17 protein-coding genes are annotated in these 24577 nt (G+C 59.0%); 7 read left to right on the top strand and 10 right to left on the bottom strand.

Annotation, left to right across the window (positions count from 1 at the left end):
• The first annotated feature begins 58 nt into the window (after positions 1 to 58).
• The gene (locus OXT71_21195; protein MDE2928909.1) at positions 59 to 1870 is read left to right on the top strand and encodes a CRTAC1 family protein; all 1812 of its coding nucleotides are present in this window, start codon (positions 59 to 61) and stop codon (positions 1868 to 1870) included.
• Here the strand turns inward: OXT71_21195 and OXT71_21190 are convergent.
• The 3 genes from OXT71_21190 to OXT71_21180 form a co-directional block, all read right to left on the bottom strand.
• Entirely contained in the window at positions 1839 to 4277 is a 2439-nt protein-coding gene (locus OXT71_21190; protein ID MDE2928908.1) for a TonB-dependent receptor, read from the bottom strand. The two genes, OXT71_21195 and OXT71_21190, sit on opposite strands and share 32 nt — an antisense overlap.
• A 296-nt stretch (positions 4278 to 4573) precedes the next feature.
• Positions 4574 to 4882 carry a hypothetical protein gene (locus OXT71_21185; protein ID MDE2928907.1) on the bottom strand — a complete coding sequence of 103 codons (309 nt, stop codon included), beginning with the start codon at positions 4880 to 4882 and terminating at the stop codon, positions 4574 to 4576.
• Between the two features lie 108 nt (positions 4883 to 4990).
• Positions 4991 to 5512 (bottom strand): DUF1579 family protein, encoded by a 522-nt coding sequence (locus OXT71_21180; protein MDE2928906.1) that lies wholly within the window; start codon positions 5510 to 5512, stop codon positions 4991 to 4993.
• A gap of 333 nt (positions 5513 to 5845) precedes the next feature.
• Between OXT71_21180 and OXT71_21175 the strand changes: the two genes are divergently transcribed.
• The gene (locus OXT71_21175) at positions 5846 to 7072 is read left to right on the top strand and encodes a DUF418 domain-containing protein (protein ID MDE2928905.1); all 1227 of its coding nucleotides are present in this window, start codon (positions 5846 to 5848) and stop codon (positions 7070 to 7072) included.
• Positions 7073 to 7102: 30 nt separating this feature from the next.
• Here the strand turns inward: OXT71_21175 and OXT71_21170 are convergent, their stop codons facing one another.
• The 6 genes from OXT71_21170 to OXT71_21145 form a co-directional block, all read right to left on the bottom strand.
• A complete protein-coding gene (locus OXT71_21170; GenBank protein ID MDE2928904.1) occupies positions 7103 to 8716 on the bottom strand; it encodes an exo-alpha-sialidase in 1614 nt (537 codons plus the stop codon).
• Positions 8717 to 8839: 123 nt separating this feature from the next.
• Positions 8840 to 9043 (bottom strand): hypothetical protein, encoded by a 204-nt coding sequence (locus OXT71_21165; GenBank protein ID MDE2928903.1) that lies wholly within the window; start codon positions 9041 to 9043, stop codon positions 8840 to 8842.
• Positions 9040 to 9354 (bottom strand): hypothetical protein, encoded by a 315-nt coding sequence (locus tag OXT71_21160; protein ID MDE2928902.1) that lies wholly within the window; start codon positions 9352 to 9354, stop codon positions 9040 to 9042. Before OXT71_21160 ends, OXT71_21165 begins: the two co-directional genes overlap by 4 nt.
• 45 nt (positions 9355 to 9399) lie before the next feature.
• Complete coding sequence (locus tag OXT71_21155; GenBank protein MDE2928901.1) at positions 9400 to 9549, bottom strand: hypothetical protein; 150 nt, start codon at positions 9547 to 9549, stop codon at positions 9400 to 9402.
• 358 nt (positions 9550 to 9907) lie between these two features.
• Positions 9908 to 10195 (bottom strand): hypothetical protein, encoded by a 288-nt coding sequence (locus OXT71_21150; protein MDE2928900.1) that lies wholly within the window; start codon positions 10193 to 10195, stop codon positions 9908 to 9910.
• Positions 10196 to 10312: 117 nt separating this feature from the next.
• Positions 10313 to 10789 carry a hypothetical protein gene (locus tag OXT71_21145; GenBank protein MDE2928899.1) on the bottom strand — a complete coding sequence of 159 codons (477 nt, stop codon included), beginning with the start codon at positions 10787 to 10789 and terminating at the stop codon, positions 10313 to 10315.
• A 1011-nt stretch (positions 10790 to 11800) separates the two neighbouring features.
• Between OXT71_21145 and OXT71_21140 the strand changes: the two genes are divergently transcribed.
• Positions 11801 to 15034: a carboxypeptidase-like regulatory domain-containing protein gene (locus tag OXT71_21140; GenBank protein ID MDE2928898.1), complete on the top strand. Its 3234-nt coding sequence runs from the start codon at positions 11801 to 11803 to the stop codon at positions 15032 to 15034.
• A 173-nt stretch (positions 15035 to 15207) separates the two neighbouring features.
• On the opposite strand, the gene OXT71_21135 is transcribed toward OXT71_21140, so the two are convergent.
• Positions 15208 to 16950, bottom strand: coding sequence for a tetratricopeptide repeat protein (locus tag OXT71_21135; GenBank protein ID MDE2928897.1), 1743 nt, complete (start codon positions 16948 to 16950; stop codon positions 15208 to 15210).
• Positions 16951 to 17166: 216 nt separating this feature from the next.
• On the opposite strand from OXT71_21135, the gene OXT71_21130 reads away from it, so the two are divergent.
• From OXT71_21130 to OXT71_21115, 4 genes are all read left to right on the top strand, one after another.
• Complete coding sequence (locus OXT71_21130; protein ID MDE2928896.1) at positions 17167 to 18816, top strand: GWxTD domain-containing protein; 1650 nt, start codon at positions 17167 to 17169, stop codon at positions 18814 to 18816.
• 139 nt (positions 18817 to 18955) lie between these two features.
• On the top strand, positions 18956 to 20593 hold the full coding sequence (locus OXT71_21125) for a CRTAC1 family protein (GenBank protein MDE2928895.1): 1638 nt from the start codon (positions 18956 to 18958) through the stop codon (positions 20591 to 20593).
• Positions 20594 to 20626: 33 nt separating this feature from the next.
• The gene (locus OXT71_21120; GenBank protein MDE2928894.1) at positions 20627 to 21145 is read left to right on the top strand and encodes a UPF0236 family protein; all 519 of its coding nucleotides are present in this window, start codon (positions 20627 to 20629) and stop codon (positions 21143 to 21145) included.
• Between the two features lie 239 nt (positions 21146 to 21384).
• On the top strand, positions 21385 to 24567 hold the full coding sequence (locus tag OXT71_21115) for a carboxypeptidase regulatory-like domain-containing protein (protein MDE2928893.1): 3183 nt from the start codon (positions 21385 to 21387) through the stop codon (positions 24565 to 24567).
• The last annotated feature ends 10 nt before the right edge of the window (positions 24568 to 24577 follow it).

Here is a 24577-nt window from a genome sequence, read left to right as displayed (position 1 = left end):
GTCCGGTTATCATGGCGACGGCCGGGTCCGCCGGGGGACCGGCGAAAGCGAGCTTCCCATGTTACTGGTCCGCACCTGGACACTCGCGATCCTGATCCTGTTCACCAGCGCAGGAAATCCCCTCCTCGCCGGAGAGGGCTCTTCTCCCGGCTGGCCGATGTTCGTCGACGTTTCGGAGAGCGCCGGAGTCCCGTTTGTTCACCGTGCATCCGGCACTCCCAAAAAGTTCCTGTTGGAGACCATGGGTTCGGGAGTCGCGCTGCTGGATTACGATGGGGACGGGCTCCTGGACATCTACCTGCTGAACGGGGCCAGGCTGACCGCCGGCATGGTCCCGGGATCGACTCCGGAAAAGTCCACGCCCGACTACTGGAACCGGCTCTACAGAAACAACGGAAGCGGGAGATTCAGCGATGCCACTGAAGAGGCCGGAGTCAGCGGACGCGGCTATTCCATGGGTGTCGCGGTGGGGGACTACGATAACGATGGCCGTCCCGATCTTTACGTCACCAACTACCCCTCGAACCAGCTCTTTCGCAACCAGGGCGGCGGGACCTTCCGCGAGGTGACCGGGACCGCCGGCGTCAGCGGCGGCGGCTGGTCCAGCAGCGCCGGATTCTTCGACTACGACGGCGACGGCGACCTGGACCTGTTCGTCTGCCGCTACGTGCAGTGGGACTTCGACGACATCTTCTGCGGCCGTTCCGAGCTGCGCGCGTACTGCGACCCCCAGCGCTTTCCCGCCATTTCCAACCTGCTCTATCGGAACGACGGCGACGGGACCTTTACCGACGTGACGCGGAGCAGCGGCATCGGAAACCATCCGAGCAAGGGTCTGGGCGCCGCCTTCAACGACTTCGACCGCGACGGCCGGCCGGACATCGTCGTGGCCAACGACGGGGTGCCGCAATCACTCTTCCTGAATCAGGGGAACAGCTCCTTTCGGGAGGAAGCGCTGCTCAAGGGACTGGCTTTCGACGAAGACGGAAACACCTTCGCCGGGATGGGCATCGACTTCCAGGACTACGACCGGGACGGCTGGCCAGACGTACTGATCACGACCCTCTCGCTGGAGACCTACGCCCTGTTTCGCAATCTCTCGGGACAGGCCTTCGACTACGTTTCGAAACGCTCCGGCGTGGCCGTGGCCACCCGGCCTTACTCGGGCTGGGGAACCTTCTTCTTCGACGCCGACAACGACGGCCGGAAGGACATTTTCGTCGCTCAGGGGCACGTCATGGACACCATCGAGTCCACCAATTCGACACTGAGCTACCTCCAGCCGCCCCTGCTGCTCAGGAACTCGGACGATGTCTTCATTGACTTTTCGCCCGGAAGCGGCCGTCCCTTTGGAGACCCCCATGCCGGCCGGGGAGCCGCCTTCGGAGACCTGGACAACGACGGCGACCTGGACCTGGTGGTTGTCAACATGGACCGGCGGGTGCAGATACTCCGCAACGAAACCACTGGCGCCAATTGGATCAGCTTCCGCTTGAAGGGCCGCCGCTCGAACTCCGAAGGGATCGGCGCAGAGATCCGGATCACGCTGGACTCGGGAGAGCGTCAGTTCGCCCGTGTCTCCCGGGTCTCCAGCTACCTCTCCTCCAACGACGTGCGCTGCCACTTCGGGTTGGCGGAACATTCATCCATCCTGGAAGTCCGCGTCACCTGGCCCAGCGGAATCGTGCAGACGCTCCCTTCGGGCGGTGCGATTCAGTGCGTGGAGACCCTGGTGCCGGAGGTTCGTGGCCAGGAGTTGCTGGCGGGGCCGGTTGGGGGGCGCCCCCCTCCCGAACTCCCATGGGCGGATGTGAGGAAACGGGATTGGGAGACCAGTGCTAGTGGAATCGCAACCCGTAGCTCACCCTGACCCCGCGGCCCATCTCCGTAATCCGATCCTTGATGAACGACGTGTGGTTCCGATACAGCTTGTTGGTCACGTTGCTGACCGTGAACGACACGATGTGAGCCGTGCGCTCCCGTGGCCAGATATATGACCCCCGCAGATCGACCAGGGTGTAGCCGTCCGTTGGGGTCTCCCCGCGGTAGACATCGCCCTGCCTGGCCGTGAACACAAACCGCGGATTCAGGGTGAATCCGCGATACGGCAAGTCGAAGCTCAACGTGCCGCGAAAGGGCGGAATACGCGGCAGCGCTTCGCCGGTTCCCGTCAGATTCGCGTCGACGCGCCCGAGGCCAAGCGTGGCCCAGGCCCTTCCGGCGAACCGGATGCTGCCCTTCGCGTCGAATCCGACGAAGCGGCTGTCGCCCTGCAGGACGTCGAACACCGGCAGGTTGTCGATCACTTCGCCGCTACGGTTTCCGAAGATGAAGTTTCCGATGTCGTACACGAAGAAGTTCAGTTCGCCACGGACGCGATCTCTCCGGTGCCTCAGGCTCACGTCGAGGCCGAGGGTGGACTCGGGGTCGAGATCCGGGTTGCCGATGTCGAAGGAGAGGGTGCCGACGTGGGGGCCGAAGTTGTACATCTCCTCGATGGCCGGAGCGCGGTGTGAACGGGTCAGGTTGGCGACCAGGGTGTTGCCGCCGCCGAGTCGCGTATGAAGTCCGACCGACGCCGACGCCCCCACGAAATCGCGGTCACGCGGGTCGGGCGCCACGACCGGAGGGTGCTCGTCGTCGTGCTCGTCACCGTGGTCGTCGTGGTCCTCGTCGCCGTGCTCGTCGTCGTGCTCTTCGCCATGCTCGTCGTCGTGCTCGTCACCGTGCTCGTCGTCGTGCTCTTCGCCATGCTCGTCGTCATGCGCATGGCCGCCGGTTCGCTCCGCCACCTGGTAGCTGTCCCGATCGATCCGACCGCCGAACTGCAGGCGAAATCGCCCCAGGCTCAGCTCTTGGTAGGCGAAGGCCGCGAACGACCCCAGATCGGTCCGCGGCGCCAGCGCCTCGAAGCCTGCGGCCTCAAAGTCACGTACCCGGGCCCAAGCGCCGAACCTCCCCGACAGACGGCCTGTCTGCCGCTGGAAAACGTCGGCGCGGGCGATAAACGTGCGGTTTTCGTAAACGGTGCCGACGCGTTCGCTGCCGCCCTCGATCTCCAGTTCGTTGTGGTTCCAGTCGATGAGGTTCAGGCTGAGTTGCACCCCCTCGACGACGGGGTTGGCGAGATTCTGGAAACCGAAGTCGACGTGCAGCCCGCGACGCTGCCAGTCGAGCGCGATATCGGTCTCCCCGTGTTCGTTGTCCTCGTGTCCGCCGGACTCCTCCTCGTGGTGGTCGTCCTCGTGCCCGCCGTGCTCCTCTCCGTGGCCGTGGTGAGAGTGGAGTTCGCCGGCGACAGGCACTCCATAGCGGCCGTCGTTCAGCGTCACGCCGGCGCTGGCGAAGAGCCGGTCGCCCGACCAGCCGACACCGGCCCGCGCGTTTCTTGACTCGGTTGCGGAGTTCTCGACGGTCCCCGCGGGGCTTCCGTAATCGCCGGTGCGCCGCTGGCTGCCGCCGGCCCAGAAATGGACGCCGTTCCGCGCGTGCTGCAGTCCGAAGTTGGCGCCTGCCTGCCCGTTTGCACTTCCCAGATCGGCGCCAAACTGCGACCGCGTGCCATCGAAGAGCGACTCGCGATAGCTTGCGTGCGGCGAGATCACGTTGACGAGCCCTCCGACCGCGTTCGAGCCGTACAACAATGTCGCCGGCCCGCGCACGATTTCGATTCGCTCTGCGCCGTAGGGATCGACCGCGACGCCATGGTCAGCCGACTCGCCCGACAGGTCGCCGGTACGAATCCCGTCCTTCAGGATCAGCACCCGGTCACCATCGAACCCGCGGATGATCGGCCTGTTCGCTCCAGGTCCGAAGCTGCGGACCGCGATGCCGGGTTCGCGCTCGAGCGCAACGGCAAGATCGCCGGCCGACTCCCGGATGACATCGAACGCATGGGCCGTCGACACTGCGTTGAACGCCTCCAGCGCCGTCTCGGTTCCGCCCGGCGAGGCCGTCACGGTCACCTCTTCCTGCAAGGGCGAGAGGCTCAGCACGAAGTTCGCCGTCGCCGTCCGGCCGGGTTCGACGATCACTGTCTGCCGGCCCGCGGTCAGATGCTCCCGCTGCGCGAGGACCTCGTACTCGCCGGCGGGCACGTCGTCGACCTTGAACCTTCCCCGTTTGTCGGTCAGTGCGGAGGCGCCGGAGCCGACGACGACGATCACCGCGCCGCGGATGAAGTCCCCGTTCTCCTCCAGCGTCACCGTTCCGCGCACGGTGCCGGTTTCGTTGGCCAGCAGCGGCGTTCTGCCGCCGGCGGCCACCACGGCCGCCACAAGACATGTCAAAATTGCTCGGAATATCTTTCCCATTCCCTTTCGGTACATCTTTCCTGTTCCCTTCCTGAGTTTTTACGGTTCACTGATCCGCCACCGTCGTGAATGGAAACCGCGTGGGACCTGCCATACCGCCGGACCCCGGGGAGAATTCCTCCAGGGGACACCGGAAGTCGCGGGCCCGCGCGGCACCGGGAAAGACATCGGTCGCACGGGGCGCATTTGCATGCTCCACCGATACGGGCGGTGTCGCCGGCGATGGCGGTACTAAAGGCGAACTAAACGTGTAATGGGAACTAGGCGGGGGGTGCGCGGGCGGAGAGGCTGCGGAAATGACCGGATGAGATCCATCCGCCGTCGCCAGTCTGCTCCAGCGGCGCCGAAACGTCCGAGAAACCGATCTGCAAGGATCCGGAAAGTTCGGCGGCGGGCTGGTGCCGGAGCTGGCAGGCCACGCAGTCGTGGCCGGCTGCGTGCTCGTCGTGGCAGATGGCCCCAGCGAATGCGGCACCGGCGACTGCCAGTGTCAGGATGACGATCCAGGCGCGCCAGACGGAGCCACGTCGTGCGGGCCCGGTGTGCGTGGATCCTCTACGAGGCATCATCCTCCGAGGTTAGCACAGTAGCGGTAGCATCTTCTTGAAGTGCTGTAAAATTCCCGACTGCCGTCCCGGTGATGAGAAGCTGGGGCTAGCTCAATCCAGAATGGGGTTTCAACGCAATCGCCTGTAATGGATCTCCAGCCCCTTGGTTTTTGCCTCCGGGGTCTCGTAATACATTTCGATCGAATGGTGATCCGGGTCGATCAGGGTGATGACGGAACTCTTGACCATGGATTGTCCGGTGATCGGATCGGTCATCTCTCCGGTCAAGGTCCAAACCGATCCGGATTCGTCGACCTGGCCGTGCTCGAACTGCATGACGGTCGAGCCGGTGTCGATCCAGAATCCCTCCCAACGCTGGTCGGTCTTGTTGTATCCCCAGTAGCCCCGCCCGGCGAAGCTGGGAAAGGGACCCTCAACGGCATCACCCTGGTAGGTCTGCCGCAGAAAGCGTCCCCCCAGGTCCATGCTGTTGGTCATGACGCCGGTGGTGACCATGGGTTCGCCCGGACCCATCCAGATCTTGACCTCGGCTGTAAACTTGCCGACAAATGCCTCCAACCGAGTGTGCTCCTCATTCGGAGCGGCCAGGGCGGCAAAGTCGATGGGGGTTTGGTCAGCGTCGTTGCTCATAAAACCTCCTGAGAAAATGAAGGGAGCGATTTCCAATCGCCCATTCTTCGGTCGCCGCTGTGGTGCTCGGCGGTCCGGCGGTTAGGAAACCGCCGCTCCAAGGAGGGGCGATTTCCAATCGCCTGGCCTTCGTCGCCAAGTTGTCACATCGGAGTTCGGCGGTTAGGAAACCGCGGCTCCCCATGAGGAGAGGCGATTTCCAATCGCCTGTTCTTCCGTCGCCGCTCTGCTACTAGGGAGTTCGGCGGTTAGGAAACCGCGGCTCCGCGGACACGGTGAGAATAGGTCAGACTTGATTGCAGCACAATACGTGTAGCCCAACGCGGTTCCAAAATGACCGGAAGACCAAGAGAGTCACTGAGGCCAACCCGGCGTCGAGAACGGATCCCCTCGCTGGATCTGCTGCGCGGGTTCGCCCTCTTGGGCATTCTGATCATCAACATCCAGGTTTTTTCGATGATTTCGGCCGCCTACCTCAACCCCACGGCCTATGGGGATCTGAGCGGTGTCAATGGCTGGGTCTACATCTTGAGCCACGTGCTGGCCGACCAGAAGTTCATGACGCTGTTCACGATCCTCTATGGCGCCGGCATCGTGTTGATGACGTCACGGGCGGAAGCCCGCGGGACGAGCTCCGCGGGCATTCACTATCGCAGGACGTTCATTCTGTTGGTGATCGGGCTCCTGCACGCCTATCTGCTCTGGGCCGGCGACGTGCTGGTCTCCTATGCCCTCTGCGCGTTGGTGGTCTTCCCATTTCGCAATCTGGCCCCCAGGACCTTGCTGACACTGGGCCTGTGCAGCGTGCTGATCGCGTCCGCCATTTTTCTGTTCACGGGTCTGTCTTTGGCGTATATCCCGCCCGACGCGATCGCCGAAATGACGGACAACTGGAAGCCGTCGGCGGAACTGGTCCAGGAGGAGGTGGCGGCTTACCGGTCGGGGTGGTTGAAACAGATGGAGGAGCGAGTCGGCACGGCACTCTTTCTGCAAACCAAGGGGTTTCTGTTGTGGGGGCTCTGGCGAATCGGGGGACTGATGCTGGTGGGAATGGCGCTCTTCAAGTGGGGAGTCCTGACGGCTGCCCGCTCAAGCCGTTTCTACTTCGGTCTGGCCACCGCGGGCCTGACATTGGGGTGGATCCTGTCGAGTTACGGACTGGTTCACAATTTCGCCAGGAACTGGTCGTTGGATTGCCAATTCATCGGAAGCCAGTACAACTATTGGGGGAGCGTTCCGGTGAGCCTGGGCTACCTCAGCATCGTGATGTTGATTTGCAAATCAGATCTGCGTGGGCCGCTCTCGCAGTCCGTCTCGGCGGTCGGACGCACCGCGTTGAGCAACTACCTGCTCCAGACTCTCCTCTGCACCACGCTGTTCTACGGACACGGCTTCGGACTCTTCGGGAGCGTCGAGAGGACGGAGCAGGTGGCCATCGTCCTGGCGGTCTGGATCGTTCAGCTCGTTGCCTCTTCCTGGTGGGTCAAGCGGTTCCGCTACGGGCCTTTGGAATGGGTCTGGCGCTCCCTGACCTATTGGAACCTCCAACCCATCCGATAGGGACCGATTCCCGGATCGGCGGGACTCGGATCACCGCTTCAGCAGTTCATCCAGCGACAGCTTCTCGAAGACCAGGTCCGACCGGCTTCCCTCGTAAACGATCCCCACGTGCCGGTCGTCGATCCGGGTGATGCCGGGATACCCTCGCCCCCGGCCCACGTCCAGCAGAATCTGGTAATCCTCGGGCCAGGTCATGCCGTCGTCGAAGCTGACCTTGACGGTGTGGTGATGCCGTCCGTCGGGCGCATTGGGATTGGCAAACAGCAGGATGTATTTCGACTCCCCCTCTTCCTCGTAGTCGAATCGAAAGAGGCTGGCGTTGCAATTTGGTTCGATCAACGTCTTGCGGTTGGTTTCGTGCGGAATCCAGGTGATGCCCAGATCCCAGGTCACAAAGACGGCCCGGTACGGTTCCGGCTTGTCGTTGCGCATGTTCAGCATGACGGACCCGTCGCCGAGCTGCACCGCCAAGGTTTCGTTGCCTCCGCTGAAGGCCGGGTTGCTCACCGTCCAGGTGGCGCCATGGTCGCGGCTGTAGGTGATGTTTCCAAAGGGATATCCGGTCTCGTCACGCCCCTGGGTCGGCATGACGATGGTCCCGTCGGAAAGCGTAATCCCCCGGTTCGGCGCCGGGGCGAAGAGCCACCATTCCGGTTTCTTCAGTTTCCGGGTGACGTTCTCCGGCTCGGTCCAGGTGAGGCCGTCGTCCGTGGAACGGACCATCAGGATCTGGGCCGTCTTTCCGATTTCATATCCCGGCTCGGAGCCGTCGTCGCGCCACTGGTGTTTGCCCGGTTTGCCCCACATCCAGACGGCGGTGACGAAGATCTCTCCGGTGTTCTCGTCCACGAGGATGCCGGGGTCGCTGACCCCGTTCTCCTCCTGCGGCAACCCGCCCCATTCCCCCATGTCCATGATCGCCCGCTGCGGCTCCCAGGTCTGGCCGCCGTCGGTGCTGCGGATCAGCCCGATATCGATGTGTTCCTGCAAGTCTCGCGACTTCCGCCACCGCATGTCGTAAACGCAAAGCAGGGTGCCCTTGGGAGTCGTGGCGATTGCCGGGATGCGATAGGTATGGACTCCGTCGTCCATGTGCTTGCGCAGGGCCAGGCCGATCCGTTTGCGGACGCCGGGAGTCGTGTCCGTGGGAGTCAGCACTCCTGCGGAGGTGTTCACCGAAGTGCAGACGGCATCGGTCTTGTTTCCTAACTCGGCGGTAGGCCGCAACCGGACGGAAAGCCAGAAGACATTCTTCCCTGGTGACAGTTCCTGATTTCCCGTGAAGACGACTTGCTCAGCCGGTCGAGCGGGATCGCCGAACCTGTTCCCGACCTCGAATTCCTCCTGGTTACCCGAGTAGAACAACTCCAGGGACTCGATGTCGCTCAGGTCGTCCGTACCGCTGAGCTTGAAGAGGAACAATCCGGCGGTGTGGCCGGCGCCCTGGGCTTCGACAGTCAGTCGCAACAGGGGATTGTGTTCATTGCGAATCAGCACCGGATGCACCCGTTGGGCAGCAGTGATTTCCAAGCTGCCGGAGAACATTCCTGCACATCCATGGAGAGCCGGCAGGAGCAGGAGCAAGGCTGCATGTCCCTTCGCCATCAAACGGGTCAGTCTGGGAAATCCTTTTCCGGTCTTCATGGGTTCTCCTCCATTGGCCTTGTCGGGTATCGGTCCATCTGGATTTGATACTACTCTCATTGCGGTCGCTTCTCTTGAGTCTTAACCCTGGTTTGGGAAAGAGGCCCAAGGGGTGACCCTTGGTCAGAGGCGGATCGTGGCCAGATAGATGCTGGTCTTGCCTTCATGGGAAGAATAGTAGCTGAGCCAGAGAAGTCCTTCGTGCCAAACCATCCCCGGATAGCTCGTGTCGCCGCCGCTGGGCAGCTTGAGCACAGGTTCGTAGCCGGTCAAGGTCAATCTGGCCAGGACGGTGAAGGGCTCTCCCTGGATCCAGGCGCCGATCACGGGCGTTCCCCGCGGATACCCCCGGGACGCGGCCCGTCTGGTATCCGGACGAAATTGGGGCCGCCCAGACGGTGTTTCAGCTTGTGAAATGTCCATTCCCGGTAGGGAGGCGGGCTGCTTCCAACCCAACCCGGCCGGATCACAGCCACCATCCGGTCGTCCGCCAGGAAACGGACGGTGGTTTCGCTGGGAGCCGTCTTTCGAGCCTCGGGCGTCAGGCCGGGGAGCTTGAACTCCGTGATCCAGTTCCATTCGATCCCGTCGGTCGTCCAGTAGAGGAATGCTCGCCGGGGGGTGGCGGTCTCACCCAATTTGGAGACGCCGTAGCCTCGTCCCCCCTCCCGGCAGGTGCAGAATCATTTCCCCTGATGGCGGACCAGGTCGGTGAAGGCGCTATGAGGCGCCCGGTCCCAGATCTTTCGGACCGAAATGATCTCCGGTGCACTGGCCGTCGCTACGGTGGCGCCTACCCACGAGAAGAAAAGGATGCGGAGAACGGGCGTCATCTCTTGCTCCGTCAGTTGGAAAGGATGTGCTCGGTTTGGATCCTATCGAGCCAATCCAGCACTGCAAAATACCGTCCGCCAGAGCGTCCGCTATAATGCTCCCAACAGCTTCGAAACACTCACGATTCGGAAGTCTTTCACGGTGGATTCGTAGTCGGTAGAGAATCACACCAGTTGGGAGGATGGTTTGCTTGAGTGGTGGCCGTTGTTGCTAGGCTGGCCCGCCGTTTTTTTGTCGGTGACCTTGGCTGTGTTTGGGATCGTGTCCGCAAAACCTGGTTTGATTCTCGTGGCGGCTGTCTTGGCGACTCCGTTCAGCCTCTATCTAAGCGCTGTTTGGAACAATGGTATTTGGGTCTCAGTTGTCTATGCGGCCTTTCCGCTTACATTTGTTGCCGCTGCTTACACCGTCAAGCATCGTCGCCCATGGATAGCCTGGTGTCTGCTTGTTCCCTTCGTAGGTGTGGTCATAAGAATTTTTATCGACGTGATCAGTCGGTGAAATCAATCGCACCTCTCTACCGGCCTCACGACAAGTAAGCGGACCGAAGAGAAGGGGACAGTCATCATTGTCACGCCGCTCGCGAAGGATGATTTCCTGCACCTTCATCGTCCGCTCCACGGCGCTCGGCGGATACAGTTCCATCCCCACCTCCTCTTTGTGGGGGTAAAAGCTCATCCTAACCTCGCCCTCAATGGACCGGACACTTCAGGTACTAACGAAACCGGTGCACGGGGTGCACGACAAGAAGGTGACGACGGATCAAGCTGCAGCCTTGGAATTGGCTCTCCATTCCCAAAAGTCCTCAATGCGCCCACTGAGCCGAACACAGCGCAGGGCCATGATCGAATTCGCTCCTGGCACGCTCCAATGCATTCCGGATCGCTTGAGCCGAGCCCCGATGGCATTCTTGCATCCGGCTTCCACTACTCCGGTGGACGTGCAGAGCCCTTGCGCCTCGAATCGGGCGTAACGCATGCGATGTCGATTCTGCTGGAAACAGGTGCAGGCCGCTTTCGCTTCCTCGTTGTGAGCGGCCTCGGTGGCAAGCTCAGATAAGAGGGTCTCGATCCGACCGGCATCGAGTTCCAGGCAACGTTGTTGCGCCCAATCCTGGGCCAACTGGCGATCAGCGAATAAGTTCCTGGAGAGGGTATGAAGTCGCTCTTTGGCGTGGAAACGATCGATAATCTGCACCGCCTCCGGGAAGAGTTCCCCGGTCAGGTTCCAAATCCACATGATCCTGGTTGAGCTGCGCTTCCACCGTGCGGGCCGCCCACTCCAAGACTTGGCGCCGGAGGGCGGTCTCCAGAGCTTCGAAGTCCAAGGCTTCGGCCGCCAGGGGACCCATCAGGGTCCGGACTTCTTGCCGGATCTCCTGCGCCAGCGTTTTTTGGAGCTCTTTTTTTGGCCCGTCCGGGCCGAAGAAGCGTCCAGCTGAACCTGACAAATCTGCTCGCTGACCTCCACCAACTCCTTCACCAAGCTCCGCAATCGACGATACTCGGCGATCTGCGCCCGGGTGCGTTCAACCGCCGGCCCCGGGGGAATGATCTTGGTCACGGTTTTGCCGCCGACGCGACGGGTCAAGGAGAAACTGGGTCCGTGGCCTCGGTCGCCGGGCTGGGCACAGTGACAGTTGGGCTTGCCGCAACGGCGGTAACGCGTCGCGAGAGACCCGGGACGGAGGTCGCCGATTTCGAGCACGGCCTGCAACAACCGCTGGCGTCGATGTTGGAGCTGGCGCTGAGGGGAACGGTCTGGGGACAGGGGCACACTCCTACCTGACAGTTATAGTAACTGACAGAGAGTCTAAGCCCAATCGCTGACGTTCTCTGGCTTTCATCATCAGCATCACTCTCGTGTCGGGCACCCCGGTGCACGCGGATTGTTGACATCGGCGGACGGCATCCCGTAGAATTCTGCAATCCCAGGTTCGCGGATGTCGAATGCTCAATGCTGAATACGCAGATCTCTGCTATTCGTCCAGTCCAATTCAGTCCGCTTCAGCAAAAGGAGCACGGCGGAGTTGCGCCGGGATTCTTCCTTCAGCCTCACTATTCCCCGCCGAGAGGCCGTCAACGAGGCGACGGGCCTCCGAAGAACCGGCATTTCCAACGACCAGGGGGTTTTCAGTTTCGAGTGGATCGAGTGGAATCGTTATTGGCAGCCACTGTTGATACGCTGTAACGTCACCTTAGCCTTTTGATTCTTTGTGTGGGCTAGATTTTCGTCAAGGGGAGGCACCGTATGCTACTTGGCAAACAACATCTCAAAGCAACTTCTCTATTAATTATTTTAATCTTAGCAGGCACTCCTTTACTTCTATCGCAGGCTACGACGGGGACGATAACGGGCACCGTCGTCGATGAGGTCGAGGCGGTGATTCCAGGGGCCACAGTGACTGTAACCAATGTGGACACCGGTGAAGAACGTGAAGCGATCACCGATGATACGGGTGTTTTCGGACTTCCGTATTTGAGACCAGGTGTCTATGACCTCAGAGCCGAAATGCCCGGCTTCAAGACGGCCCTACTGACCCAGATCGAGATTCGGGTGGATTCGCACGTCCGTCGCCAGGTGACGTTGGCAGTGGGCGAGGTTACGGAACAAGTGACCGTCCAGGCTGCGGTGACTCGTGTCGAAACGGAAACACCGGCGATCGGTGAAGTACTGCAGGAACGGGAGATCAAAGAGCTTCCCATCAATCAGAGAAGTTTTGTCGGCCTGACTCGCTTAACTGCGGGGGCCCACGGTTCCCCCTTTACAGAGTCCGGTAACGCAGGCGAATCCCATGGTTTTCGCATAGGCCGCGGGGTGACCACCGTGACGATTTCAGGTCAGCGGGAGACCTCGACCAATTACATGTTCGATGGGATCCCGAGTAAAGAGCCCTTCTACGGATCTTCCGCTCAACTTCCGGCTCTCGATGCTTTGGCTGAAGTGAAAGTCCAGCGGGGTTTCTTCTCAGGTCAAAACGATAATCCAGCGGTCGTCAACGCAATCACCAAGTCGGGAACCAACGCAATTCACGGTTCCGGCTGGATGTTTCATCGCAACGACAATCTGGACGCGCGAAACTTTTTTTCAGTCGGCAATCCGGAGTTCCTCCAGAACCAGTTCGGAGCTGAGGTGGGCGGTCCGGTGATTCAAGATAAACTGTTCTGGTTTTTTAGCTACGAAGGTTTTCGCTCACGAAAGGCCGCGACCGGTCGCAACATCGTCCCCACGTCTCGGCATCTACAGGGAGATTTCTCGGATTTGGCAGAGCCCCTGATCGATCCAACCACGGGAGAGCCCTTCCCAGGGAATATCATCCCGTCGAGCAGGTTTCATCCATTTGCCAACCAATACATAGGTCTCGGTTTCATACCGGCGCCCAATCAGCCGCCCGGTGACGTCTTCAATCTCATTGGCGAGACGGGTCTCGTGAGAAATGATGACAAATTCATCACGCGAGTGGATTTTGCACTCTCGGAGACGGATAGATTCTTCGGAAGATGGTCCGGGATTGACAGTATCGTCAACGATCGAAGTTTGTTGCCCGGGTCAGAAACGGCGCGTCCGTTAACTGCCCATAATCTGGTTTTTGATTGGGTTCATTCGTTTGGACCCACACTGGTAGCCAATGCGAAAGCAGGTCTGAATAAGGTGGAAATCAGCTACTGGAGTCCAACAAACGCCCTGACGGATCCCGACTGGCCGACGGAATTTGGAATACGGAACATTAACATTGTTCCTGAGTGCAATGCGGTGCCAGGAGTGTCAATGGGTGGCTTTTCGACGTTTGGTGGGCCAGGCAGCTGCATAGCCCCTTTCCAGAATGACTGGCACTACATCTTCAACATGTCATGGATAAAGGGGCGCCATAACGTGTCCTGGGGATTCGAGGTGCGCGATAAGGGTCACACGCTGATCGGCACTTTCAACCAGCAGGGTAACTTTCAGTATTTGGGTCAGTTCACCGGGCATCCGGTAGCAGACTTTCTCCTGGGGCATACGAATCGAGTTATCGGTCACAAGACCGGTCCCGCAGTCGACAAAGAAGGAATCTGGTTCAACAGCTTCATCCAGGATGAGTTCAAAATCAGCCGCAACGTTAGCCTGACCCTCGGTCTGCGCTATCAGCTCTACCCCTGGCTGGTCTCCACAACCGGGGACCGGCTCGGCCTATTTGACGGAGCCGCGAACGGAGGCGCCGGAGGCTTTCGCGCCGAGAGGGATGTCGGACGCGTGATTGACGTCGATAAGAACAACTTTGCTCCCCGGATTGGAATTGCGTGGAGCCCAGGGGGTTCTCAGGATTTTGCCATCCGTTCCAGTTTTGGAATCTTCTACGACGAGGTGCCCGGAAACGAACTGGCGTGGGACGCTATCCTTTCGCCCAACAATAGTATTGTCCAGACCTTCTTCAGCGACACCGACAAGCCGACGATCGAAATCTCAACACTTTTTCCGGATCCGCCCCCGGGTGATCCGTTTGATATAAAAGACATATCCCTCATACTCTTGAGTACTCCTCAGAGGCGGTCGGATCCCTATCAGCAGATATGGACCCTGAGCGTCCAACGTATGCTTCCCTGGGGCTTGTTTGGTGAGATGGCTTATGTGGGCTCTCATGGTGTGAGCATGTCGAAGCGGTGGAATATCAATCGGTCCATCGCACGTTGGCGTGAAGGGGGGCGAACGGCAAACGACCCGTCCTGCGATTCGGCCTGCCGTCAGGCGAATCGTGCTTGGCCTGATTTTCAATTCATTCTCACGGATCATGCCATGGGACAGTCCTGGTATCACGGCCTGGAATTCACGCTACGAAAAGCTTTGAGTCAGGGATTGAGTTTTCTGACCACTTACTCCTGGGCGAAATCGTTGGATACTGATTCGTTTGACAGTAAGGGAGCCCGTAACTATGTGCCCTGGGATCGGGACAAAGGCTTGAGTACTTTCGATTTGCGGCACCGTTTTAACTTCAGCTTCGTATACGAGTTGCCTCTTTTTGAAGGCCAAAGCGCAGCCATGAGACACGCATTGGGAGGTTGGCAGCTGTCGGGCATCACGACGCTCATGAGCGGTTTCAACTTCCACCCAACTACAAGCTCGGATCCAGCCAACAGTGAGGCCATCTTCAACAAGCGTCCCAATCGCTTGGGAGACGGCAACCTGCCGGCCGGTCAGCGATCACCGGATCGATGGTTTGATCTCGGCGCCTTTTCATTGCCGGCCCCTGGCACCTTTGGTAACTCGGGTGCTCAATTCCTGTACAGCGATGGTTTTGTCGGTCAGGACTTAGGGCTATTCAAGAATTTCAATATCCCAGGAATCTCGGAAGAAGCAAAAGTACAGTTCCGGACAGAGTTTTTCAACATCTTCAATAACGTCAACTTTGGAAGACCAAGCGCCAATTTGGAGTCTGGATCCTACGGGCGGATCACGACAGCTACCGATGCACGAAGGATCCAATTCGGATTGAAGCTCATCTTCTAGTACCCCGTTGAGAAGCTGGAGCACGGACACCGAAGGTGCCTTCGGTGTCCGTCCCTTCTTTGCTCTCCTCCGATGATTACAGTCTCGAACTTCACCGGGCGAGCTTGGCTTTTAGCGCTCTGTAGGGGCGCAAAGCATTCTGGCCTGCGCGGTTGAACCGTTCCCGATCCAAGCTACGGATACTGCAGTTCCGGAAACAGGGCAGACTCCGCCTTGAGCCGCTTGTACTGGTTGAGTGCTGCTTCAGCCTCCTGATTCCGCCCGGACCGCCGATAGAGCGTGGACAAGGCGTAGTGCGCTTCAGGACTATCCGGCTGGATGCCGACAGCATGTTTGAGCAGCCTTTCGGCCTCGGCCAGATTGACATCCTTGATCTGGCGTTCGGCTTTCATCACGAGAGCCTGAAAATGATCTGAGTCCAGCGCCAGCACACGATCCAGATACTCGTCGGCTTTCCCGCCCTTCTGGTTTTCCTCGTAGAGGGCTTCAAGAACCGCTAGCTGATAGAGGGCGTGCACCCCCAACGGTGAGGCCTGATTGATAGCCAGCAACTCTTTCTCAGCTTCCTGCGTTCTGCCCAGCATCCGCAATGCCGAGCCCATGAGCAAACGGGTGTGATCGTCGGGGGCTCCGTTTGAGAGATAGCGGTCGATCCATTCCAGCGCTTTCCCGGCTCGATTGGCGGACAGGTACTGACGCGCCACAATGAATTCGAGGCTGTGCTCCGCTGCCGCAGGGGCCACAGCCCGCAGCAGCCTACCGGCGATCTGAGTGTATCCGGGATGTTCCCGGGCTGATATGACTGCTGAGACGATCATCTCCTTCAGTAGACCGGGATCGGTCCCCCAGGCTTTGCGAAACGTCTCGACGGCCGCCGTTTCGTTCCCCCGAGCGACGAGGGTAAAGCACAATCCGAACAGTGCGTGCATATTGTCGGGGTTCATGTTGAGGATCTTTTTGTATTCCACCTCGGCCCCGTTCATGTCGAGAGCCTGAAAAAGGAGTCCCGCTAGTTGAAGCCGTGGAGAGGGCGTCGCCGGATCCAGGCGTACATTCTCTCTGAGTGCAGCGATGGCCCGCTGCGGCTGGTTCAGCTGTATCCGCACCTGGGCCAGAGAATTGAAGTACCGGGGACGCGTCTCCAGTTCAGTCGCTCGGACGAAATACTCGCCAGCTTTCTCCAGATTGCCACGTGCAAACTCCGCACGGCCCAGGTTGTAGTGCGCCATGGCCGAGGACGGATCCTCAGCCAGAACTTCGCGGGACAACTCCTCAACACGGGGAATGTCTTGCAGTTGAAAATAAGTATCGGCCAGCTTGAAAAGAATATCTGGATTTGAGGGTTGTTGCTCCAGAGCTGCCTCTATAGAGCGCGCGGCTTCATCATGTTTTCCTTGGGCGGAATAGATTAATCCAAGTTGGTAGTGAACCTCCGCAGAATCCGGGAGGTCCAATTGCAAGGCGCTGGAGATGTGCCGCTCGGCGGATTCGTAGTCCTTCCTGGCGAAATCCATCCGGCCTTGCAGGAAGTAAACGGGTGCGGCGGCGCCTTCTTTGACGAGTGGTTCGAGCTTGCTTTGCGCCGAGTCCAAATCCCCATTCTGGAAGTGGAGCAGGCTCAGGAAGTATTGCAGCCGCGAAGGTTCGAACTGAGGATTGTCCACCTGGGGACGAAGCGCCACAACCCGTTCCAAGACCTCGATCGCTGCTTTGTATTGAGACTGAAAGTGCAAGCTGACGCCCAGGTAGTAAAGGGCTTGAGCGTCGTCCGGGTAAGAATCAAGGTATTCTCGAAAGAGTTTCTCGGCCTCGGCCGATTTGTTCTGGTTGAGAAGTTCCAGGGCCTTCTGGCGAGTCTCTAAATGCTCCTGCGACAGTCCCGGGGCAAAGATCGCGAGGGTTGTGACGAGTAGCACGGCAAGCTTGCCTGTCCAATTCACAGGCTAATTACATACCTTGAAACAGGTGCTGCGTGCAATTGTGCGAACCGGAGGCACCATCCTCCGGAGCGAATGTAGGAGGCGCCTCGGGCGCCGAAAGAGTTTGCTCCCCCACCGGCTGTTGCCAGTCAAACCAGTCAAAGGTGCTTGAAGACGAACCACCCACGTCGCATACTAGCTTGCTAAAGACGCATGCTGCGCAAGACCGGACATTCCAAAGAGCGTCTGCTGCTCGTTGCAGTCACGGTTCTACTCCTTCTCACGCCCGCCTTCATTCTCCCCGGAACTCAACGGGACGAACAGCGCCAGAAGGAGGAGAGTGTAGATCCCTATTCCGATTGGCTCGATGAAGACGTCTTCTACATCGTGACTCCCGAGGAAAGATCGGTCTTCGAGAAACTCACCGCTGACGAGGAGAAGGAGATTTTTATCGAGCAGTTCTGGCGCCGGCGCGACCCCGATCCGTCCACGGACTTCAACGAGTTCAAGGTCGAGCACTACAGGCGTATAGCCTATGCAAATGAGCGTTACAGTAATGCGGGTGTGTTCGGATGGCAGACTGACCGGGGTCGCATCTACATTACTTTCGGCCCGCCTGAATCAGTCGACAAATACGGTGCAGGAGCAACCTACTATCGGGAGATCGAGGAGGGTGGAGGCGCGACCCAGGTCTACCCCATGGAAAAGTGGTTCTACAACTACATTGAGGGGATAGGCAACGGCATTGAGATCGAATTCGTGGATCGTTCCATGACAGGCGACTTCCGGATCGCGTTGCGGCCCGAGGAGAAGGATGCCCTCCTGCGTATGCCCGGGGGTGGGAAGACCCTGTTCGAGAAGATGGGCTTCGAGACGAGAGCCTCTCGGATCAGGGGCTCGGAGCTGATGCGAAGCTTCGGCGGGGACGACGACGTCTACCACAAAGCAGGAGCGAATCCCTTTCTTCGTCTGGAGAGGTATTTCCAGCTGCAAAAGCCTCCCGAGATCAAGTTCACTGATTTGAAGGCGCAAGTAGACACGCGGGTCCGCTACACACGGTTTCCCGTTTCAGCCAACAACTCGCACTTGCGGTTGAATGATTCTTCGTTTCTGGCTCCGATCACGGTCTATCTTCCGGTCTCGGAATTGACTTACCAATCGCTGGGAGAGGAAACGGAGCGCGCCACCGTGAATCTCTACGGTGCCGTGAGAAGTGCAGCCGGCAGGGTCATTCAGGAGTTCGAGGAGACTGTTTACGATGACCGGCGCGCGGGACTGGATCCCTCGGACGCCTATATCTACCCCTACAAGCGCTACCAGAAGATCATCCCGCTGTCGCCTGGTCTGTACAAACTAAGTCTCGTAGTCGAGGACGTCAGCAGTGGCGAGATGGGTTACCTGGAAAAGAAGTTGAATCTTCCTGTCAAGATGAGCGACGAACTCTCGCTTTCGTCGGTTGTCCTTTCCGATCTCATCACTCCGGCCAAAGAGGGCAGCTTGCCGGATCCTTTTGTGACGGCGCTGGGATGGAAAGTCTACCCGGTCAGCAACAACCACTTCCGCTCAGGAGAATCCCTCGGCATGTATTTCGAGGTGTATAACTTCGCAATCGATGGTGCCAGCTCGTACCCAGATCTGGACATCCTGGCAGAAGTCAAAGACAGCCATGGAAAAGTGCTGGTCAACCAGGCGGACCAGGCACTCTTCGAAGTCCTGGGGGACCGGATAGCTGTCGCTTTTGTCTTCGGCTTGAAGGGCTTCGGGGCAGGCAAGTACGACCTTGAGTTGAAAGTGGAGGATCGGATCCTGCAGAAGAAGGTGTTGCAAAGGACCCGCTTCCAGGTCCCGCCAGACGAGTCTTGAGCAAGATCCGAAAGCTTTCGGGCCGCTTTTCGCCACCCCACTAATTCTTTCTCTTACCTACAGCAGGGAGCAAACTTGCTTATTGGCGGGCCTCACGGTCTTTGAGCGGAACACCTATGAGATTGGCGAATAGGCAGTGATGATGAAACTGAAGAGCCTCGGCGTGATCCTGCTTCTGTGGCTGCCGATGGCCGTTCTCTCCAAGCCGAATCAATACAGAGAAGTCTCAAGCGAACTCGGATTCCTGGGAAAAAATATCACTGGCGACGCCGACAAACCTCTGATCGTTGATTCGATGAGTGGAGGGGTCCTTTGTCTTGACTATAACAACGACGGTTACATTGATGTCTACTTGGTCAATGGAGCCCAGAGAGACGGAAAGAAGACTCCTAACCTTCTCTTTCGCAATAAAGGCAACGGACACTTCGAAGAGGTAGCTAAGGAGGCAGGAGTGGCAGATTTGGGTTGGGGGATGGGCGGGACAGCGGCTGACATCGACAACGACGGCGACACGGACCTTTACGTCACAAACTTCGGTCCCAATCGGCTTTACCGCAACAACGGCGATGGTACTTTTACCGACTTCACGCAGGCTTCGGGCACGGGCAGTAGTGCCTGGAGTGCCAGTGCAGCTTTTGCGGACCTCGATGGGGACGGCTGGGTCGACCTCTATGTGACCAACTACGTGGACTTCGACTTCTCTGCCCCCCCCACATCCGGCCGATTCTGCCGTTTCAAAGGACGACCGGCCTATTGCGGGCCGAAGCGCTATCCGGCCTCCCGCGATGTCCTTTACAGAAACCTGGGCAACGGAGTCTTTTCGGATGTCAGTAGAACGAGTGGTATTGCCGACCGCAGCTACTATGGACTTGGAGTGGTCTGCACCGACTATGACAACGACGGCGATCTCGACGTTTATGTCGCCAATGATTCGGTTCCCAACAATCTTTTTCAGAATAACGGCCGGGGTCAGTTCAAAGATGTGGCGCTGCAGGCTGGCGTAGCCGTGGATGCCAACGGAAAAGAGCAAGCGGGGATGGGGGTCGACGCCGGGGATTATGACAACGATGGCTGGATGGATCTGTATGTGACGAATTTTTCGGAAGAGTACAACACCCTCTATCGCAATCTGGGGAACGGCTTTTTTATCGACAGCACCCGCGAGACCGGATTAGCTCAACCCACTATGAGCTATTTGGGATTCGGCACAGGTTTCATCGACTTCAACCGTGATGGTCGCGTGGACCTCTTTGTCGCGAATGGTCATCTCTACCCCAACGTGCCACCCTATTCGATGCCGGATCAGTGGTTCTTGAATATTGGGAACAGCCGGTTTCGCGATGTTTCGAATCAGGCATTCCCCTCACCAACCGCCGCCGTTGGACGCGGGGCGGCATTTGTCGATCTCGACAATGACGGAAGTCTCGAGATCGTCGTCTCCAATCTGGATGATCAACCGCTGGTCTACCGTCGAGACCAACTGGGGAATCACTGGCTGGGCCTGAGACTCCAGGGAACATGCAGCAATGGCGACGCCCTGGGGACGCGTGTCTTTCTGTCTTCAAAAAAGGGTGGTCCTCAGCAGATGAGAGAGGTACGGAGTTCCTCCAGCTATTGCTCACAAAATGACCCGCGCATTCTCTTTGGCGTGCCCGACGGGGAAGCGGCGCTCAGGGTTGAGATTCGTTGGCCCAGCGGAAAGACATCGGTGCTCAAGGACCTTAAACTCAATCGCTATCACGAAGTTGTAGAACCGGCTTGTGACGAGCCCGGCTGATGGGATTCGGAGCCTGAGGCTCAACGCCGCCGTTTGGGGCAAGCGCAACGGCAAGATGTTCTGGGAGACGGAGCGAAGTGGATTTGGAACCTGACCGGGGAACTCTTCCCGGAGGCGGTGCAGATTATCGATCGTTTCCACGCCAAAGAGCGACTTCATACCCTCTCCAGGAACTTATTCGCTGATCGCCAGTTGGCCCAGGATTGGGCGCAACAACGTTGCCTGGAACTCGATGCCGGTCGGATCGAGACCCTCTTATCTGAGCTTGCCACCGAGGCCGCTCACAACGAGGAAGCGAAAGCGGCCTGCACCTGTTTCCAGCAGAATCGACATCGCATGCGTTACGCCCGATTCGAGGCGCAAGGGCTCTGCACGTCCACCGGAGTAGTGGAAGCCGGATGCAAGAATGCCATCGGGGCTCGGCTCAAGCGATCCGGAATGCATTGGAGCGTGCCAGGAGCGAATTCGATCATGGCCCTGCGCTGTGTTCGGCTCAGTGGGCGCTTTGAGGACCCTTGGGAATGGAGAGCCAATTCCAAGGCTGCAGCTTGATCCGTCGTCACTTTTTTGTCGTGCACCCCCCCGAACTCGGACTGTTGACATGGCTGGACGGCATACCTTAAACTTTCGCCATCCCAGGCTACGGGACCAAGTATGTCCGACCGCGTATACGCTGATCCGTTCGATTCGATCAGTCCAGTCGGCTCTTCTACTGCAAGACGAAAACTGCGCATTCACGTCGGGCGGTTTCCCTCAGCCTCACTATTTCCCACTGATCGGGAGGAAAAGAAATGCGACGTAATTCATTGGCCCTAGTGCTGTTGGTCGCCATCGTCCTGGCGTCGACCGGCGGTCTCAGGGCCCAGGCGGAAGGGTCCGGGACCATTACCGGCCGAGTGCTGGACGACACCACCGCGGTGGTTCCCGGGGCTGACGTTGAGGCCGTCAACGAGGCGACGGGCCTCCGCAGAACCGGCATCTCCAACGAACAGGGGGTCTTCAGTTTCGCCGCTTTGCCGGTGGGCTCCTACACCCTCAGTGTAGAGATGCCCGGCTTCAAGAAGGCAGTGGTGGAAGGGATCCAACTCGAGGTGTTCGCCGTAGTGGATCACACCTTGACGCTTCAGGTGGGTGAAGTCAGCGATACGGTGTTGGTCACGGCCGAGGCGACGGTCGTCGACCGGAGAACCGCCGAGCTGGGCACCGTGATCGGCGAGGAGATGGTGGAGGAACTGCCGCTGAACGGAAGAGGGTTCCTGCAGCTCGCCGGGATTCAGGCCGGCGTGCAGGCCGGCGATTCGGCTCCCGGCGTCGCGCAGTGGGCTTACGGTCCTCGCCAGACCTCCGCGGCCATATCCGGGACGCGGGTGAGTTCTACGTCGTACGTATTCGACGGAATTCCTTTCAAGGAGCATTTCTACGGTGCTCCGGGGGCCCTCGTTCAAGTCGACGCCATTTCGGAATTCAAGGTCCAGAAGGGCTTTTTCACGGGCCGCGGGCAGACCCCGGGCGTGGTCAGCGTCGTCACCAAACAGGGAACCAACGCGATCAGTGGAAGCGCCTGGTTCTTTCACCGCAACGACAACCTGGACGCCAGAAGCTTTTTTGACCGGGAACTCGGAGAGTTTCGGCAACACCAGTGGGGATTCGAGGTCGGGGGGCCGGTACTGAAGGACAAGTTGTTCTGGTACGTCTCCTTGGAGGGGTTGAACTCAAGCCGTTTCAACACGCAGTTCCTCACCGTACCGCCGACAAGATTTCTCCAGGGGGATTTTTCTTCCTTGTCGACTCCCGTCATTGACCCGATGACGGGTGAGCCTTTTCCCAACAACCAGATTCCGTCCAATCGCATTCACCCCTGGGCCCGGTTGTACATGGAGGATGGACTGATCCCGGCGCCCAATCTTCCGGGCACCGCCAACAACTTCACGGGTGCGGCGCCGAGAATCCAGGACGACACGAAATGGATCTGGCGTGGAGATTGGCAGGCTACAGACAACGATAAAGTCTTTGCCCGTGTGATCCACTCCGACTCGCAACTGTTCGACAGCAGAATCAACAGAGGCGCGAATGTCGAGTATCCGCTCTACGGAAGAAATGCCGTCGTCAACTGGACCCACGTATTCGCCAATAACCTGGTTCTGGATGCGCGGGCCGGATTGAACCGCGCCATCATGTCGCTGGCGCAAAACCTGGAACGGGACACGGACCCGATCTGGTCGGAGAGGTACGGCATCCGGAACATCAACACGACTCGGACCTGCAACTATGCCCCGGCTGCAGGCATGGTCAGCTATACGCGTTTTGGCGGCGCCGGCAACTGCATCGTCCCGGTCAACAACGACCTCTACTACATGGCCGACATGAGCTACACCCAGGGCCGGCACGAGATGACCTTCGGCATGACCATCATCGACCGGTTCACACAGCAACTGGCTGCTTCATGGACCCAGGGGAACTTCCAATTTTCGGGAATCATTACCGGGAACGACGTTGCCGATTTCCTGTTGGGACATCCCGAGAACTCCACGGGCGCCGCGGCGGCCGGAGCGAATCGAGTCTCCATGTGGTGGGACGCCTATTTCGAGGACCGCATCCGCGTCACGCCCAATTTCAGCCTGACCCTGGCCTTGCGCTACCAGGTGCACCCCTGGCTGGCTCTGGAGGTGGGACCTGAAGGGGGCAACTATCTGGACATCATGGACTTCACGCGTCCGCGCGGAGGCGTGATCTTTGGAGGGCCCGGGAGTCTCATCGACACCGACTTCAATGACTTTGCTCCCCGGATCGGGTTCGCCTGGACACCCACTGCCAACCAGAATTTCGTGCTCCGGGGCAGCTACGGTGTCTTCTATGATGAAACACCGGGTAACGATCTGGCCTGGGACAGCTCCGGTCCGCAGAATGCATTCATCAACAACGCCATCAGCCGGGACCCGAAGAACCCCATCGACATCGCCACACTGTTCAAGGATCCTCCCGTATTCGATCCGGACAACTTTAACGAGATTCTGGATATGAGCGATCCGATCGGGTACGTCTCACTGATTACCAGCAAGAGACGGAGCCCTTATCTGCAGAACTGGACCCTGAGTATCCAGAACATGCTTCCGGGCCAAGTCCTGCTTGAGACGGCCTATGTCGGATCGACGGGAAGGAAGCTGTCCCAGAGGCAGGAACTCAATCGGCCGCTTCCGCAGCTTGGCGCGCCCCCCTTCGAACAGGAGCGGCGCCCCTGGCCCAATATCGGCTTCAATATCCAGGATGCCGGTGCGGGGATGTCCGACTACAATGCGCTTCAAGTCACCCTCAGAAAAACCGGCACCAAATTGAGCTTCCTTATGGGCTATACCTATGCGAAGACAACCGACTGGGATTCCTTTGGGTCGGTGACGACGTATCGGCTCACCGACACCAACAACGCTCGAAGCGATTGGGATATGGGACATCGTCTGTCGTTCAGTTGGAACTACCTGCTTCCGAAAATGGAAGGACAGTCCGGCTTGATCCGGAATCTCCTGGGCGGTTGGCAGTTTGGTGGAATTACGACGCTGAACAGCGGACTGCCGATTACGATCGGCATGTCCAGCGACAACTCCAACACGGGAAGCACGTACAACGCGCGTCAGCCGAACCGGTTGCGCAACGGCACCAGGGGCAACCAGGACATCCAACAATGGTTCAATACGGCCGCCTTTGCCTTGAATCCCATCAATACATATGGGAACAGCGGCCGGAATATCATCGATCGGGACGGCATCATCAACCAGGATCTGGCTCTGATCAAGAACTGGGCCCTGCCGATGCTACCCACCGAAGAGGGGCGGTTGCAGCTCAGGTTCGAGTTCTTCAATGCCTTCAACCACCCGAACTTCGGGGGACCGAGCTCCAATATTCAGAGTGCAGCCTTCGGAAGGGTCAGTAGCGCGTTGTTCGGCCGGGTGATACAAACTGCCTTGAAGGTCTATTTCTGACGCATCCCAC

This window comes from Acidobacteriota bacterium, from assembly GCA_028874215.1.
Classification (GTDB): Bacteria; Acidobacteriota; UBA6911; order RPQK01; family JAJDTT01; genus JAJDTT01.
This window is presented reverse-complemented; position numbering and strand designations above follow the sequence as displayed.

Excerpts from the sequence above, each read along its gene's own strand:
- OXT71_21125 (MDE2928895.1), top strand. The coding sequence starts at position 18,956 with ATGATGAAACTGAAGAGCCTCGGCGTGATCCTGCTTCTGTGGCTGCCG.
- OXT71_21170 (MDE2928904.1), bottom strand. The coding sequence starts at position 8,716 with ATGAAGACCGGAAAAGGATTTCCCAGACTGACCCGTTTGATGGCGAAG.
- OXT71_21195 (MDE2928909.1), top strand. The coding sequence starts at position 59 with ATGTTACTGGTCCGCACCTGGACACTCGCGATCCTGATCCTGTTCACC.
- OXT71_21115 (MDE2928893.1), top strand. The coding sequence starts at position 21,385 with ATGCGACGTAATTCATTGGCCCTAGTGCTGTTGGTCGCCATCGTCCTG.
- OXT71_21130 (MDE2928896.1), top strand. The coding sequence starts at position 17,167 with ATGCTGCGCAAGACCGGACATTCCAAAGAGCGTCTGCTGCTCGTTGCA.
- OXT71_21145 (MDE2928899.1), bottom strand. The coding sequence starts at position 10,789 with ATGTGGATTTGGAACCTGACCGGGGAACTCTTCCCGGAGGCGGTGCAG.
- OXT71_21185 (MDE2928907.1), bottom strand. The coding sequence starts at position 4,882 with ATGATGCCTCGTAGAGGATCCACGCACACCGGGCCCGCACGACGTGGC.
- OXT71_21180 (MDE2928906.1), bottom strand. The coding sequence starts at position 5,512 with ATGAGCAACGACGCTGACCAAACCCCCATCGACTTTGCCGCCCTGGCC.
- OXT71_21175 (MDE2928905.1), top strand. The coding sequence starts at position 5,846 with ATGACCGGAAGACCAAGAGAGTCACTGAGGCCAACCCGGCGTCGAGAA.
- OXT71_21140 (MDE2928898.1), top strand. The coding sequence starts at position 11,801 with ATGCTACTTGGCAAACAACATCTCAAAGCAACTTCTCTATTAATTATT.
- OXT71_21155 (MDE2928901.1), bottom strand. The coding sequence starts at position 9,549 with ATGACGCCCGTTCTCCGCATCCTTTTCTTCTCGTGGGTAGGCGCCACC.
- OXT71_21150 (MDE2928900.1), bottom strand. The coding sequence starts at position 10,195 with ATGGAACTGTATCCGCCGAGCGCCGTGGAGCGGACGATGAAGGTGCAG.